This is a genomic window from Chitinophaga terrae (ex Kim and Jung 2007) (assembly GCF_900107795.1).
Lineage (GTDB): Bacteria > Bacteroidota > Bacteroidia > Chitinophagales > Chitinophagaceae > Chitinophaga > Chitinophaga terrae.
Genome location: NZ_FNRL01000009.1, coordinates 209,992 through 226,302, shown reverse-complemented (window position 1 = coordinate 226,302; position 16,311 = coordinate 209,992). Strand labels below are relative to the sequence as shown.

Sequence of the window (16,311 nt, the reverse complement as noted above, 5' to 3'; positions counted from 1 at the left end):
TTATCCACCAGGGGTTAAAAGCCCAGGAACTGGCTTTATTGGCCGTTACAGCCATACACCTGGATAAGGGTCAGGTAGCGGTTAGGGGAACAGCTACCACTAACAGCAGGGAGTTGCCGTTGCAAGGCAGCCAGGTACAGGTGTTGCAGCGCTACCTGGAACAAGACAGGCCGCAGCTACTAGGTGAAAGTGGCAGCGATCAGCTACTGGTAGGGATGAGAGGTAAACCGATGCAAACGGAAGATATCGTCAAACATGTACTGCGTACCTACAAAGGCAGGTATGGCGACAGGCAGATCAGCACGGGAACGATCCGCCAGAGCGTGATCGCCAACCTGTTAAAGGCAGGTCATGATATTAGCGTGGTACAATACTATGCAGGGCATAAATACCCGTCCAGTACGGAGCGTTACAAGCAGGCCGATTTTAGTGTACTCAGGCAGATGGTAGGCAAATATCATCCGCTGCGGTGAGGTAGTGTGAAAGCCACTACGTCTTGAGTAGCTGGGTGTCCGTTAAAAGCGGGTTCCAAGGTCTCACAAAAGCGGCAGGTTGCAAAAAGACGCGCCAGGCCATCCAAGGCCCTTCGCTTCGCTGCGGGCCTTTGTCTGTCCTGTCACGCTTTTTGCGAACCTACCGCTTTTGCTCGCGCAGCTCCCGGTCTGGCAGGGGAGTTCTTAGAAAGCCAGGCATCTATTATTGCCCCTGCCATCCCTTCGCTGCTTATCTTACGTCCGCCCCCCGCCTGGCAGCCCTGGCCTTCATTTTTGATTTTGCCGTCCGCTGTCGCTCCCGGCGAGATAAAGGACGAAGGCGCGGCCTGCTGTGGCTCGCGCTCGGGAGTTCTGTCAGTGGAAGGCGTCTTCAGTCGCCCCTCGCACTTGCGCCCCAGCGGCCAGGGCTGCAATGGCGGTGGGGGCGGTGTGGCCCTGATTAAGCGACTGGTTATAGCTGCCAGACATTATGCCTTGATTAAGCAGCGCGAGAAGAAACGTGGGAGATAGTAGCGGAAGGCTTTAGATCTGGCGCGCGAACATGAGCTGTAGTACCCTGATTAAGCTTTAGAACAGTCTTGCTTCCGCCTCCAGGATAAAAGGATGGGATTAAGCAGTAGCATATAGGCTTAGACGTTATCCATCGATTAAGCGACAGAATAATGATTAAGCGATAGTAACCCATCCTTTTATCCTGTAGTCGGTTGTTTTGTTTTACCCCGCGTGTTATTATTTTTTTTCTTTCAAATGAAAAAAAACAACTGAACAGCAGGTATGATTAATTATATTTTTTTCAAGTGAAAAATCAGATGAAAGAAAAAATAATATATTTATGAAAGTTCTTTGAGTGGTGCGAATGTTCTGGCAGGGGAAGGCGCGAGGGTATAGCTGTATGGGTTTAATGGGAAGGAGAATGATAATGAGGTGAAGGGGGAAGGGAACCAGCAGGATTATGGGATGAGGGTGTATGATCCGAGGGTGGGGAAGTTCTTAAGTGTAGATCCGTTGGTAAGAAATTTTGCATGGAATAGTTCTTATGCTTATGCAGAAAACTCGCCAATAAAATACATTGATCTTGATGGGGCCGAAAAATTCGATCCTTCATCTAAACCTAAGGGTATTACCTATATACAATTAGCTACTGTCCCAATAAGTACAACTGATGCTAATACCGATTTTAGTATAAAAGCTGGTAAATATCAATTACATCCAGTCTCGGACCCTTCTGGTCGGAGTAATGGTTATTGGCTTGCTCGTTATACTTACACAGAAGGCCCATATGCGGGAATGTATAAGAATGATTGGGTGATAGGAACTGATGGAGTAGGTGACTTTGTTAAAAATACAAATAGTTATTATAACAAAGCAGGATGGATAGAAAATCTAGGAGGAGGAAATCAATCATTTAATGCGAACTCAATATTTAGTGGTTGGGAAAAGATAAATTCCAATCCTATAAATTGGTTAGTAGGAGCTTCTATATATGTAGGGGTTATAAGTTCGCCGACTTATGCTGCTACAGTTGGGAATTCAACGACTAATACTTATAGGAGTACTTTTTTTGCAGTTCATCCCGAAACGGAAGGTCAGGTTGTTGTTCATCATGCAATAGAGCAACAAGTATTAAAGAGGTATCCAGGGTTATTTACTGAATCTGAAATTAATTCATTAGAGAACTTGAGGGGTATTCCGAAAAGTATGAATTCTGATTTACATTTGAGTAAAATCAGAAAAGCGTGGAATGAGTTTTATAAGAATAATCCAACTACTACGCGAGCGGATCTATTAAAGAAGGCAACCGAAATAGACAAGATATATGGTAGGTTGTTTTTACCTGAATTAAATACAGCTGATGGAACAAACGTAGTAATGCCTATAGTTCCATCTGCTCAAAATGATAAATAAAGATAATAAATCAATGAGTTGTAAATATTACAAATTAATACCTGAAGTGCCAGGGGAATTGGGTGAAAAAACTCAAATGGATAGTTCTGTCCATCCCCCTAAGATAGAGTATCTTCAGTTTATTTTTGATGGCTGGCTAGGAGATGATCTCATAGAATGTTTTCCATGTTTTTTAATATCAGAAACATTGCAACTAAGTTTAGGTAAAACAGATCTAGGAGGTTTTACTATTAAGGAAGTGGAAATAGCTTATTCGTCTTTATTTGAAGAGCTTTATCCTGATAGGAAGATGCCAGCATTTAAATGGTTGGTAATTATTGGTAAAGATGGTGATGATTTTTTCCTTGATACTAAGAATAATTTAATTGTATCCGAGAGGTGTCTAGGATTTTTAAAGGAATATGGAAATCTTAATAATTGTGAAGTTGAATATTTTATCCTTAAATAAGAATGTTTTTTATGTTAAAAACCGGGACTATTTCACTAAGTGTGTAAACTTAAAAATCGGGGAATTAGAATAATAATTAGATTCTTACCCTTTTATCAAAAATAGTTAAAAATTGATTTAGGACCATGCCCCAGTTTCTAATGGGCATGGTCCATTTTTTTGATACCTCCCAGAAGGCCAGGTATACAGATTTGAGCACAGCTTCATCTGTGGGGAAGGATAGCTTGTTTTTGGTATACTTTCTAATTTTACCGTTCAGGTTTTCGATGAGATTGGTCGTGTAGATTATCTGTCTGATCTCCATGGGGAAGTCAAAAAAGGCAGTGAAGTCTTCCCGGTTTTCGCGCCAGCTTTTGATGTCGTATGCATACTTTGCGCCCCATTTGGCATCCAGTGCGTCAAGAGCCTCCATGGCTGCCTGTCTGGTTGGAGCGGCATAAACATCTTTCATGTCGGTGGTAAACTCCTTTTTATCTTTCCAAACTACGTAGCGGTAGCTGTTACGTATCTGGCGTACGACGCAGACCTGAGTGGCAGACTGTGGTAATACCGATTTGATGGTCTGGGTAAAGCCATTAAGATTGTCGGTGGCCGTTATTAGAATATCTTCCAGGCCACGGGCCTTCAGATCAGTAAATACATGCCTTGATTAAGCAGCGCGAGTAGAAGCGTAGGAGATAGTAGCGGAAGGCTTTAGATCTGGCGCGCGAACATGAGCTGCAGTACCCTGATTAAGCTTTTGAATAGTCTTGCTTCCGCCTCCAGGATAAAAGGATGGGATTAAGCGGTAGAATATAGGCTTAGACGTTACCCATTGATTAAGCGACAGAATAATGATTAAGCGATAGTAACCCATCCTTTTATCCTGTAGTCGGTTGTTTTGTTTTACCCCGCGTGTTATTATTTTTTTTCTTTCAAATGAAAAAAAACAACTGAATACCAGGTATGATTAATTATTTTTTTCAACTGAAAAATCAGATGAAGAAAAAATAATATATTTATGAAAGTTCTTTGATGGTGCTGTAAGTCGGGCAGGGGAAGGTTCGAGGGTATAGCTATATGGGTTTAATGGGAAGGAGAATGATAATGAGGTGAAGGGAGAGGGGAATCAGCAGGACTTTGGAGCAAGAATCTATGATCCACGAATTGGTCGGTTTTTATCTACAGATCCTCTGATGCAGAAATATGCTGCCCTCTCTCCATACATTTATGCCTTAGATAATCCAATTAGTCATTTGGATATAGAAGGGGCTGAGGGTGCAAATTTTAATAGTAATAATCCTAAACCTAATACAATAATAATCATTGATACATATATGAATGTTAATGGCCCTCTTTCTCCAACTAATACAGCTAATGCAAAAGCACATCATGGCCAATGGAATGTTATACTTGCAACTTCAATGATCGATGCAGAAAGCCAGATGAAAAAGTATTATGGTGATAGTAAGGCGAAGAACGTAGTGATTCATTCACATGGAACTACAGATGATAAAGCTAGGTTCGTATTTGGAACGGGTGAACAATCTGGGCGTTTTTCTCCGGAAGTGCTTCAAGCATATATAGATAATCCTAAAAATGAAGATGGGAAAGGTTTAAAGCGATTGCCAGAAGTACATTATAATAATGCAGTTGCGTTTAATGGTATTACAAATATGATAGAAGATAAAGGGAATTTAGTGATAGCAGCTTGTCATGCAGGAAAAGGAGATGAAGGTAATGAAATGGGTAAGGTGCTTCATGAGATTGCCCCTAATATAAATATTTACCCTTAATTCTGATTATTCAACTTATCATATTTATGCTGGATTTGGGTATGGTGTTGGGCAAACTGCTGGTAATCCAACTGGACAACTTACTGATAAATCAGATTTGAGTAGAGGATGGCGGAAAGTGGATCAGAATGGAAAAGTCACCAATTTGAAAGCAGGTTCATATGATGGAAATTTAATAATAAATACAAAAGAACAACCAGCGGTAACACCATCAAAAAAGGAATCCAGTCAACAAACTAAGCCTAAATTATGAGAGTAGCTTTTGTTTTATTTTTTGTGTTAATGTCTAATTTGTCCTTATTCGGTCAGGACTCGCTGAAAAAGGGTTATATAATTTATGAATGTGAAGATAGCGTAGGCGATGCAGTTATAATAAATCCAGATACTCGTTCAATGTTTAAAGGAGGTGGTACAGCTCTCTGGATGTATGTAAAAAAAAATGTGGTAGTTCCTAGTGATGTTATGTTTTCTTCACGTACAATCATTTTGAATGCTGGCGTTAGTATCGACTCAATGGGTCGAGTAGCTAAAGTTGAAGCAACAGATTGGGAAACTGATGAGTGGAGACAATTAGGAGAAAATGTTGTTAAGGCTTTAAAGCGAATGCCCGTTTGGGTTCCCAGGACATCGTTTGATAAATCAAAGCATTATAAAGATTATCGCGTTATTGTTATAATTGTGCATAATGGAAAATTGTCAATGAAATTTGATTCTAAAATATATCATTGATGGTTTTTTTAGATTTGGCAAGCATTAGGATACAGTGCTTGCCAAATTTATTTATCAATGTGTGTAAGTCTGTTTAGTTTTAGCATCCCTGATAAAAGCAGCTATAACCCTTAATAATGCATCTTTATCAGCATGTGGTAACGCTTCAATCTCTTTAAAATATCTGATTACTTCTACATCGTGCAACGCTTCACTAGCTTTATCTGCAGTACTTCCATAAATCAGATAATCCACAGAAGTATCCAGAGCTTCAGCAATTTTTTTAATTACTTCAGCAGGAGGTTGAGCGCCTTTAGTCTCATAACGTCCAATCTGGGCGTATGAAATCCCTACTTTATCGGCGAGGTCGGATTGCGACCAGCTTTTAGACTTGCGTAGTTCCAGGATACGATTGCCGAGATTATTTTTTTGCGACATAATTGTCAGTTTAGGTTAACAAAAATAGCCTATCTGTAGCAATTATGGAAATGCTTACTGTATTGGAGATGACAGAAAGCGATTTTTTTTAATGTGTATAGTTGGAGGAATGGTGTATCGGTGGAGAACCTGGATTATTCGGTAGATTCAACAATTTTACCGTGGGGTAACTTATTAAGTTTGGAAGATGCTTTGGATATAGATGCTGATAATAAGAAGAATGGTGACTGGAGGCCTACTCTTAAACCTTTCTTTGCCAATTTTGAAGGCGAACATTATTTAGTGGAAACAGACAAGTTGTCGGGGAGGTATGGCATGATATTCTTCTACTCACCTAATATGACTTTTGCTACAGATCCAGTGCCTTATTTTGATAATTTGGAAGCAATGCTGATTACCATAATGAAGTCTTTTGAAGCGAAAGCACAATGGTATGATTATGAGAAAAGTTTTAATGCGGGGATCGATTATAATTTAGCTGAAAAAATTACACAGGAATAGATAGTTAATCCAACAATAAAGATAAATTTCTTCGTGGCGAAGCAAAAAGGAATAACATATTGTATAATAACTATTTTTTATATATTTTTCGGAAGTAATTTCGGCGCCTAATATGACTCATATAAACAGTACTAACCCAAATTGTTATAGAAGAGCAAGTATTAGCCATTTTAAAGTATAATAATCTCAAACAGTGTTCTTGTTCAGATAAAGATATTTCTCTATAGAAGATACTTTTTGGCGTGCTATTGCCTGAAACATAGCCGGAAATTTATCAAGCTTCCAGATGATTCGTTTGTTTTTTGGATGCATCAGGGTTATCAGTTTACCTTCTTTATTTGTGGCCAGAGTGATTATCTACGGTAGAATAAGTTATTCACATATCAGCGGAGTATTTGAATTCTCTATCGGCACTCACATAACGAAGGTTGCATCCGAGCAATTTATTGAACACTCTGAGACAGTTGGTAAAATAGAAACGGGGTACAATAACAAAGCAAAAGTTATTACAGGAATATTTGTAGACATATGATTGCAGAATAAGAAGCCAATGACACTGTCTGGTGCCAGTAAATATAAAAACAAAATAATTCTATGAACCAATATGGATTTTTATTCTTTTACGTTGTTATTTTGGCATGTAATGAAATACCCGACAAGCATAAAGCTGATCTGGTGAGTGATAGCGTACCTGTCGTACCTGTACAGTCTGCCGAAAGTCTTGATGTTACAGAAAGGCAATCGGAAGCATCGAGTGTCGTCGATTGCGATGAGGCGCTAAACCAAATGTTCCAGACAAGCAATTATCATCCGGATAGTACTTTGCAGTTATCGGATTATAGAATACACGTTAGCGAACCAGGAGATTCTGCATTAGGCATTCGGATTTATCATACGCATGACCATGATAGCGCATTAATGGGAATATTAAACCTTGATCTGCGAACAGGAAGATTAGTGGATTTATCCCCATACTTGGATAGTGCGATGGAGCTTAAATATGATTCGGTTTGGCTTGGAATAATACGGAAGCAATGTGGTAATTTGCCACAGGCGTTTTACTGACAATGGGTATGTTTGTTATATGGATTCCCGATAAGTAATTTTATCATTAGTAGATATTGGCGTTGCCAATCCGAGTTATGAATTTGACAATACTTTTGCCAAACGAACTACGAAAATACAGGGAATGTGGAGGCCAATTGAAATTACAATGTATGGCCAGTTGGCGCCCCGGGAGTCTGAGAAAGATGTAGATATTGAACCATTGCAGGCTTATTTTCTTAAGAAATGTTCGTTTTTACTAAGTATACAGGATAAGACCTGCAGGTGATAAGATGAGATAGATTTTTTGATCGTTTATAATGATTTAAATATGAATCGGGAGAAAGCAATAAAAGTTTCCAAGAAAGATGTAGCTGCTAAGATTCAGAGCGAATTTATTCATGATCCTGAGCTGTCAGATGCTTTTAATCTTAGTATGTATAAAGATAAACTAGGAAGAATACTTGTGATTAATGATAAAGGATCGGGGTATATATGGGCCTCACTGGCAGCGATAGAAAAGATTGTCTGTGAAAGTGAAAATGCAGTGTCAATGTATAATATTAATAACTGGGTTAAGAATAAATACTTGGTAACTGGTATATCGGCGGAAACATTAATTACATTGTCTGCCTTATTGAAGAAGGAAGTTAAATATGATGGAAATAGTCTCGCCGAAATAGACAAGTATTTAGGCACTAAGCCATTTATTGATAGGAGAACATTTCTGGCATTGGTATATTTCTCTTGCGAAATATTTGCTGCGCAATTTCAAGGGTGGGTAGATTGGGATTTGGGATCTGATAATAGATCTTATATTCCTGTTGTTAAGGATGATCGCGACCGTGTATACGTTCCATATAGTGACTTATTAGAATGTTTAACTGAACAGGAAAGATGCAGTTTGAGTCAAAGTATTGATATAGAGCGTTATCGACATAACTTGTCGTAGGGAATTGACCTTAACTAGTCGCCGAGGTGTTGCGTCTTGTAATATGACTGCATGCGGAGCCCGCAATTGCAACTTTCGGGGAGAAAGACGGAGTATATAAAAGTGAAACACAAGAGTTGACTGATTTTTTTGCTGAAGTAATTTCGGAGGGAACAAAACCTGTATCTTATAGGAGAATAGGTTGTTAAATGACAAGATATTTATAATTATGAATAAAGCCTTATGGAATTATCAGACTTCATAAACCATATCAATAAATATATCCCTACGGAAGAACAGATTAGAAGAAAGAAATTGGATCATAACCAACTGATTAGTGACAATGATTTGCCACGAATTCAAGATGCTTTCCGTCTTCGGATTAATCAAACCGCTAATAACAACAAGGAAAAGTTAGATGCCTTGATTTCAGATACAAATATTCGGGAAGTTGGGATTGGGATGGTACAGTTCTATGATGAAATGGAGACGAAAGGCGCACTGTATAGATGTTTTGCTGATTACGATTATGGATACGAGTTCGCCGAACGATTGTCGGATTCAAAAATTGTAATTGTTGAAAGAGATGCTTATGATATGGGTGATATATTTGTTATTGCCAATTCGGTAGACGAGTTTATGCAATTATTGATATTGATTACCAACATAGACAGGCACCAGGTATATGGAACGCCGATTGAAGGAGATATTAGACATAGGCTGGAGGAAATGGTTAAAAATGGCGTCTCGAAAAAATGGTTAAATTACCTTTTGCCAACCTTATTATAGGTTCTAACAAGCCTTATAAAACATATGATATACATACACCAACTCTCACCTTAAACAATTCAAGCAAATTACCCGCCCCCATGAAGACGGTATCAGCCTCGAAGGCGGTCAATCCGCTGCCTATTACTCCAAAGATACTCTCAAACTTATTGTGGATAAAACGTACGGCGAAACCAGCCAGATAGTGGCACACTATTACTTCAACAACAAACAACTAATTTTTGCCTATATAGTGAAGTATGATTACAACGTTCCGATAAACCTGGAACAATTCGACTTGAAAAAGAGCAGGAAAACCGAGCAACGATACTATCCACCAATCAATAAAGAAATACAAAACAAAGCCTACTCGCTCGCTAAACAATTCTCCGTTGGCAAGACTACCAACGGCGTTGAAATGTGACCTAAATTGTTAATGAAATCTACACCTGAATATTTTTATAATGCCGGTCCTCAACAAGACCGGCTTTTTTTATGCACGCGATTCAAAATAAGTATTCTATCATGGCCTGTCCCACCATAAACGGGTACCGCCCAGGTCTTTCTTGTTTTCCAGCAACTGGATGGCTTTCTCTACTTCCGCTTTGTTGGAAGTATACTCCGTGGATGGGAACGGAATCCTCCTGATCTGTATCTTCGTATCTATGGTTCCATTACTGTAATTGTTCACCACAGGGAACAGTTTTGGATAACCTGTTCTCCGGAACTCCGACCATGCTTCCTGCCCTTCAGGGAATCCGGAAATCCATTTCTGGGTGATGATACGCTCCAGTTTTCTCTCGAAAGCATCGCCTTCATTCCATTTAATGGTAATATCTGTAGTGGCCTCTGCATTGTTAGCTGCATTCTGCGGATCTACATAATCAATAGGTTTGCTCTTATCGTCGTTGAGGTAGTCGGCAACGGCTGAGGTAGTGGCATCCCATTGACTTAAGGAGGTAGATACGCCTTTTTCATAGAGTTCCTGCGGCGTACCGCCTGCATAGCTATAACCTCTTAATGCAGCTTCCGCACGGAGGAAATAGATCTCTGCTGAGGCCATCAACTGGATAGGGGTGTTGTTGCGGAAAGTTTTGTTTTCTGCAACAGCGGGGATGGAATACCCCGTGTACCCGGGTTTCGAACTAACCAGGCTGCCTATACGAATCCCTTTGTAAGTGCCGGGATATTTTGTAGAATGATCAAAGTACTTAGGCAAACGGGGATCTTTAAATCCTACCAGGAACGATTCCATAGCAGCGTTCATGGCAATGTCTGTCCAGGCGGTGATGATGGTATATAACGGGTGTTTCAGCCCGAAGCCCGACACGTTTACATTATCCCTGTTGGTTTCCAGCAAGCCGCCATTAGCAGGGTTCATTGCCGCTTCCGCCTCGGCCTTCGACTTTGCCATATCTGCTTTTACGATACGCATCGCTAAACGCAAACGCAATGAGTTGGCAAACTTGATCCATTGCCTGTAATCGCCGCCATAGATCATATCAAATTTGCTGAACAGCGAAACGCCTGGATGTGCTGCCACATAATCGGTCAGGATCTTCCTGGCCTGCTCCAGCTCTTTGAAAAACTGGGTATATACCGCTTCCTGCGAATCGTAAGCCGAAGAAGTACCACCAGAACCATAGGAGCTGTAGGGGATAGGCCCGTAAATATCCGTTACCCTGTGCATCGCTTCCACTTTCAGGATCAATGCAATAGCCCAGAACTCTGGCGCCAGTTGCTCTGCTCCCCTGCGTTTAATTTCGAAAATAGGCGCCATCACGTTGTTATAGGCCAGGTTAAAGGCAGATGCATTCCAGCCATCTACCAGGCTATAGGTCATGTTGTTGATGTTGCCGCGGAAGTTATTGGGCGGACAAAGATAACCGGAATACACATCGCCCATCAGGTTTTGCTGTAACTGGAAATCGCCCGTGGTGTTGTTGAAGTTAAAATAGATAGATGATTGAATTTGTGGAAAGAATCCACCAATGAAGTTGAAGTCGGGCTTCAGTGCATCGTCGCTCAACCCGGTATTATCTGAGTTGTACTTTTCGAAGTTCTTCGTACATGACTGCATGCCCAGCATACCCAATAAAGCTAAACCTGCAAGTGGTTTATATATTTTAGTTCTGATCTTTTTCATCTGCGTTGATTTTAAGGTAAAAACATCATTAGAAACCGACGTTCAGGCTTACACCAAAGCTGCGGGTAGCCGGCAGGCCAAATACATCCACGCCTGATAAACCGTTGCCGGTCGACATAGCCACTTCCGGATCAAATGGCGCTTTCCTGGAGATATACCAGAGATTCCTGCCGATCAGGGAAAGGCGCAGGCTTCTTACCAGCCCATTGCCCAAAGCGCGGGAAGGTATAGCATAGCCTAACGATAGTTCACGTAATCTTACAGTGGTTGCATCGTAGAGGTATTCGCCACTTACGCCGTCACGGCCTCCCAGCACTCCATACCAGGTAGCGGCATCTACTTTGGTTACAGGCTTGTTATCTTCCGTAATACCATTGATCGCCACTCCACCGTTTTTACGGGCGTCGCCTGTTCTGGCGGATACCCCGTATTTATCCATCACCGCTTCGGTCATTGATAAAACTTTACCGCCAAATTTTCCGTCGACCAGGAAACTTAAAGTGAAGTCTTTATAATTGAATGTGTTGCTCCATCCTCCCTGCCATTTTGGATTCGGGTTGCCGGCAAATACAACGTCTGAAGTTACCAGCGGTTTGCCATCGGCGCCGATCTTAACACGGCCTGCCTCATCGCGTACTAATGATTTTGCATAGATATCGCCATACGAACCTCCTTTTGCAATAATGGAAGAGAAGGTGTTGGAGTTGGTTGGAGTTAAGATGAACTGATCGATATTGTCTGCCAGTTCCAGCACGGTATTCTTGTTCATGGAATAATTCAAGGAAGTATTCCACTTGAAGTTGCCTGTGCGGATCACGTTATACCCTAACATGATTTCCACGCCGCTGTTCTGGATATTACCAGCGTTGATGTAACGGAAGCTGTAACCGGTTCCCGGAGGTACTGCTATCTGGAAGTATTGGTTGATGGTATTTGTTTTATAATAAGTGAAGTCGAACGTCAGTCGATCCTGGAGGAAACGCCACTCTGTACCAATTTCCAGCGATCTTGTTTTTTCCGGTTTCAGCTTGTCGAATGGGGCAATGTTGTTGAAGGCAAATGTTCCTCCAACGGTACCCAACCTGCTTCTGGGGTTGGTAACATAAGGAGGTACCGAGTTACCCACTGAGGCATATGAACCACGGATCTTCGCGTAGTTAATAGCGGCTGGCATGGTGAACATCTGGTGCAGCAACAGCGAAAGGCCAACAGACGGGTAGAAGTAAGAACCATTAGGAGTGAATGAGAGGTTGGATGACCAGTCGTTGCGCCCTGAAAGGTCTAAGAATACCATGTCTTTGAAGGAAATATTTGCATTGGCAAATACCGCCTGCAACTGCGTGTGGTTGTTAGGTACTGTGGCAATCGCACTTCCGGCGGTCATGTTCTGCAGCGTGAAGAAGTTGGCCACATACAGATCGCCATTGTACGAATCTGCTGTCATACCATCTGTACGGGTATCATTAATACTGCTACCTACCAGTGCGTTGATCTTAAAGTTATTGAACTCTTTGTTGAAATTCAGGATAACGTCGCCATAGAACTGGGTAGTGGTGAGGTCGCTCCTGATATAGCGGCCATTAGGGCCTGCCAGTACGCCGTTGGTACCTGCATAGATCTGCGCATCATATTTATCGTTCGTTCTGTCCATATTGCCGCGGGCCTGCAGGTATAGCCAGTCATTGAAATCGTATTTCGCGGTGAGGCTACCCAGCGTCCTGTTGCGTTTGGCAATACTGGTGTTCCTGTTTACGATCCACCAGGGGTTTTGCTGTACGTCTTCGTTGAATGGCCAGTTCTGTAATTCTATCTGTCTTGTTTTATCGAATACGCCGTACTGGTTTTTATACTGCAATAAGTCGCCGCCTCTTGGGAACAGGTAAAGACCGGTGAGCGGGTTGAAGTACAAACCGCTTACAGGGCCGTTGTCTACATCCTGCACAATCACGCTGATGTTTCCGTCCATGGTGAGCTTGTCTTTAAAGAACTTGGCTGTTTCGCGGAAGGTGACGTTGTGCCGGTTTAGCTTGTTGCCCGTCATTACGCTGTTGGCGTGAGTATTGGCATACGAGAGGAACGTTTGTGCTTTGTCGTTACCCCCGGAAAAGTTAATGGAGTTGATCCAGGTATTGCCTGTTTTGAAGAAGTCTTTCGTAAAGTCTTTAGCGCCACTGATCTCCGGCCCCCAACTGGTTGTTTCGCCCGGTTTTGCAGGGCCGTACGAATTCTGGAACTTAGGCGTATAAGCTACTTTATCCATGGTGTAACCACTGGAAAATTCAACTTTCGATATGCCTGATTTACCTTTCTTGGTAGTGATGAGGATTACGCCATTCGCCGCCTGGCTGCCGTATAAAGCCGATGCAGAGGCGCCGCGCAATACCGATACGCTTTCGATATCATCCGGATTCAGGTTGGAGATACCGTCGCCGCCATCGCGGCCCGGCGCAAAGTTGCTGGTTCCATCGCCGCCCCAGGTACTGTTTGGCTGCTGGGTGGAGTAGTTGGTCATCGGGATACCATCTATTACATATAAAGGTTGGTTGGAACCCTGCGCCGATTTATTACCGCGCAACGTTACTTTAACGGAGCCGCCTACACCGGAAGTACTCCTGTTAATGGTGATCCCCGCGGTTTTACCGTTGAGGGAGTTCATAACGTTAGGGTCTTTAACGGTGGTAAGTTCTTCGCTGCCCAGGCGCTGGGTAGAGTAGGTGAGCGACTTTGCCGCTTTCTTCACACCGAGCGCTGTTACTACCAGTTCATTTAATCCCCTTACGCTTTCAGCTAACGAAATATTTAATGTCGAACTGTTTCCTACTGCTATTTCTTTTGAGTCGAACCCTACTGAACTGAATATTAACACATCGCCCGGCTTGGCGCTTAATTGGTATTGACCATTCGCATCTGTTTTTGCGCCCCTGTTAGTTCCTTTTATCTGGACAGAAACGCCTGGCAATCCAGCGCCTTTGCTGTCTTTTACTGTTCCGCTTATTTCCTTCTCCTGTAGAATACTACGGAATGAAGTTGCGGGCACATAGCTATAGCCGGCAGCCTTCACATACGCACTGTCTGCTAATATGGAAGTGAGCGCAAGACCCGTCATGGCACACACTTTCATAAGGCGTAGGTTTTTTTTCATACTTGCCTGTTTTTGGTTAATAAATGGGATTGATATAATTGTATGTTGATGATCATATTGTTTGATAGATGGCAAAACCTTTCCCTTGGCATAGTTGACACTATACCCGGGTGGTTTTGTGATGATGTGATCAGGAAATTCTATGGCAAAGCATCTCCCTGTAACATAATTTTCATTATGCTGTAATTCTTTATTGCAAAGCTTTTAAGGCAATACCATGCCGCATCGCGACAGGCAATGTGTTTAGCTGGGCTTCATTAAATATTTTGGCTATTGTTTAGTTCTTCTACATGAAATATTGTTAACGTAACTGTTGATTACAGGCCGTGCATAACCGACTTCCTTAATCGCGCTTCTGGTAAGGAGTCGTATGATTAATGAAGAAGTACTATCGTGGAATAAAAAATTATTAAATTTTTTTTGAGCGATTATCGGATGTCCCACCATAAAGGTGTCCCGCCGGTGTCGGGGCCTTTCAGCATTGCTTTTGCGCGTTCCAGCGCCTTAGGATTGGTTACTTCCTCTATCTGCGGCATGGGTAAACGGCGAATAAATTTTTCTGAAGAAATAGTACCATTGCTGTTGTTAATTACCACAGGGAATAATTTAGGATAGCCAGTTCTCCTGAATTCACTCCAGGCTTCCTGTCCTTCCGGGAACATCGCTATCCATTTCTGCGTGATAATTCTTTCCTGCTTTTCAGCGAAGGATGCTGCTTCATTCCATCGGATGGTAATGGTGCTTAAATGAGGATCGCCGGCCGGTACATTATTATCTGGGTTCTGGGGATCTTTATAGGGTTTGGGTTTGCTGGTATTATCTGCCAGGTAGGCGGTTATGTTAGGCAAGTTATATTGTTTGAAAGAAGTACTGATGCCCCTGTTGTAATTCTCGCCCGCCTCGCCGGCATTCTTCCATTTCAGCAACGCTGCTTCTGCTTTCAGGAACCAGGCTTCTGCCGCTGTCATGAACAATATGTTGCTTGTCAATTTGGCCAGAGGTGAGAAACCGCTGTATTCTTCCTTTGCAGATATTTTAATACCATTGCGGATACCATGAAACACATTGGCGCCGGCTTCCGAAGGAGTGAAGTAGGCATATAAACGCAGATCGTTGTACCCCGTCAGGAACGATTCCATGGGTGCGCTCATTCTCAGGTCTGCCCAGGTATAACACATGATGTTCAGGGGATGGGTAACGGGAGAAATATTTACCGCGAAATTATCGCCGGGTTCCGTCAATAGCCCTACGGGGTGTTGCAGCGCTGCCTCTCCCTCTAACTTCGCTTTTGCTTGGTCAACTCCCGAGATGCGGATAGCCAGCCGCAGTCGTAACGTATTGGCAAACTTTACCCACTGCCTGTAACTGCCATGATATACCAGGTCGAAGTTGGTGAAGCGGCTGGCGGCGTTGTTATTCACATATTGCGTCAATGTATCAATCGCTTCCCTGAGATCCTGGAAAAAGGCGTAATAGGCGGTTTGCTGGCTGTCATAGTCAATTCCCATCTCGCTGTTCAGTTGCCCGTACTTCGTGTAAATAATAGGTCCGTAAATATCGCTTACCCGGTGCATGGCTTCTACCTTAATGATCTGCGCAAGCGCGTAGAAGTCGGAAAATGTATCTTTCGACTTCATCTGGGTAAAATCACAATTCTTCATCACGTTGCTATAGGCCACTTGCCAGGGCTTGTTATTCCAGTAATAAAGCAACCCGTAGTTGGTATTGTTGATATTCCCTTCAAAAGGAGTTGGGCTCATCATATAGCCCGAGAAAATATCGGCATTGAGGTTCTGCTGCAATTGCGCCGTTGGCGGATCATTATAGATCAGCAGGTTTAACAGCGCCTGCGACAATGGTTCGCCCATTAGCCTGTAATCGGCTTTCAGCTCGTCTTCATCAAAATCGTAAGGGTTCTTGTTGATGTCTGCAAATCTTTTCGTGCATGCACTGGTTAGCACAACAGCCATTACGGCAAGTAATGCGGTAACATTCCATCTCTTCATGTCGC

General features: G+C 42.4%; 13 protein-coding genes and 2 pseudogenes. 10 read left to right on the top strand and 5 right to left on the bottom strand.

What is annotated here, in order from left to right:
* The 3 genes from BLV62_RS12335 to BLV62_RS12320 form a co-directional block, all read left to right on the top strand.
* Positions 1–473: tyrosine-type recombinase/integrase (locus BLV62_RS12335; RefSeq protein ID WP_168928042.1), on the top strand; the 473-nt coding region annotated here is incomplete at its 5' end.
* A gap of 909 nt (positions 474–1,382) precedes the next feature.
* Positions 1,383–2,399: an RHS repeat-associated core domain-containing protein gene (locus tag BLV62_RS12325; RefSeq protein ID WP_089762029.1), complete on the top strand. Its 1,017-nt coding sequence runs from the start codon at positions 1,383–1,385 to the stop codon at positions 2,397–2,399.
* Positions 2,389–2,847, top strand: coding sequence for a hypothetical protein (locus BLV62_RS12320; RefSeq protein WP_089762028.1), 459 nt, complete (start codon positions 2,389–2,391; stop codon positions 2,845–2,847). Before BLV62_RS12325 ends, BLV62_RS12320 begins: the two co-directional genes overlap by 11 nt.
* Positions 2,848–2,923: 76 nt before the next feature.
* Here the strand turns inward: BLV62_RS12320 and BLV62_RS12315 are convergent.
* Positions 2,924–3,481 (bottom strand): annotated as a pseudogene (locus BLV62_RS12315) (IS256 family transposase); the annotation flags it as partial.
* Positions 3,482–3,917: 436 nt separating this feature from the next.
* Between BLV62_RS12315 and BLV62_RS12310 the strand changes: the two are divergent.
* Positions 3,918–4,622, top strand: a pseudogene (locus BLV62_RS12310) (RHS repeat domain-containing protein); the annotation flags it as partial.
* Between the two features lie 249 nt (positions 4,623–4,871).
* On the top strand, positions 4,872–5,351 hold the full coding sequence (locus BLV62_RS12305) for a hypothetical protein (RefSeq protein ID WP_139170129.1): 480 nt from the start codon (positions 4,872–4,874) through the stop codon (positions 5,349–5,351).
* Between the two features lie 54 nt (positions 5,352–5,405).
* On the opposite strand, the gene BLV62_RS12300 is transcribed toward BLV62_RS12305, so the two are convergent.
* Complete coding sequence (locus BLV62_RS12300; protein ID WP_089762022.1) at positions 5,406–5,768, bottom strand: helix-turn-helix domain-containing protein; 363 nt, start codon at positions 5,766–5,768, stop codon at positions 5,406–5,408.
* A 180-nt stretch (positions 5,769–5,948) separates the two neighbouring features.
* Here BLV62_RS12300 and BLV62_RS12295 point away from each other — a divergent pair, with 180 nt between their 5' ends.
* The 5 genes from BLV62_RS12295 to BLV62_RS12270 all read left to right on the top strand — a co-directional run bounded on the left by BLV62_RS12295 (position 5,949) and on the right by BLV62_RS12270 (position 9,436).
* Positions 5,949–6,269, top strand: coding sequence for a hypothetical protein (locus BLV62_RS12295; RefSeq protein ID WP_139170128.1), 321 nt, complete (start codon positions 5,949–5,951; stop codon positions 6,267–6,269).
* Between the two features lie 594 nt (positions 6,270–6,863).
* On the top strand, positions 6,864–7,334 hold the full coding sequence (locus BLV62_RS12285) for a hypothetical protein (RefSeq protein ID WP_089762017.1): 471 nt from the start codon (positions 6,864–6,866) through the stop codon (positions 7,332–7,334).
* Between the two features lie 310 nt (positions 7,335–7,644).
* Entirely contained in the window at positions 7,645–8,265 is a 621-nt protein-coding gene (locus BLV62_RS12280; protein ID WP_089762016.1) for a hypothetical protein, read from the top strand.
* A gap of 222 nt (positions 8,266–8,487) precedes the next feature.
* On the top strand, positions 8,488–9,033 hold the full coding sequence (locus BLV62_RS12275; protein WP_089762014.1) for a hypothetical protein: 546 nt from the start codon (positions 8,488–8,490) through the stop codon (positions 9,031–9,033).
* A 151-nt stretch (positions 9,034–9,184) separates the two neighbouring features.
* The gene (locus BLV62_RS12270) at positions 9,185–9,436 is read left to right on the top strand and encodes a hypothetical protein (RefSeq protein WP_089762012.1); all 252 of its coding nucleotides are present in this window, start codon (positions 9,185–9,187) and stop codon (positions 9,434–9,436) included.
* A 99-nt stretch (positions 9,437–9,535) separates the two neighbouring features.
* Here BLV62_RS12270 and BLV62_RS12265 read toward each other — a convergent pair whose 3' ends face one another.
* The 3 genes from BLV62_RS12265 to BLV62_RS12255 form a co-directional block, all read right to left on the bottom strand.
* Positions 9,536–11,158, bottom strand: coding sequence for a RagB/SusD family nutrient uptake outer membrane protein (locus BLV62_RS12265; protein WP_225889654.1), 1,623 nt, complete (start codon positions 11,156–11,158; stop codon positions 9,536–9,538).
* A 28-nt stretch (positions 11,159–11,186) separates the two neighbouring features.
* On the bottom strand, positions 11,187–14,300 hold the full coding sequence (locus BLV62_RS12260) for a SusC/RagA family TonB-linked outer membrane protein (protein WP_089762011.1): 3,114 nt from the start codon (positions 14,298–14,300) through the stop codon (positions 11,187–11,189).
* A 428-nt stretch (positions 14,301–14,728) separates the two neighbouring features.
* On the bottom strand, positions 14,729–16,306 hold the full coding sequence (locus BLV62_RS12255; RefSeq protein ID WP_089762010.1) for a SusD/RagB family nutrient-binding outer membrane lipoprotein: 1,578 nt from the start codon (positions 16,304–16,306) through the stop codon (positions 14,729–14,731).
* Positions 16,307–16,311 lie beyond the last annotated feature (5 nt).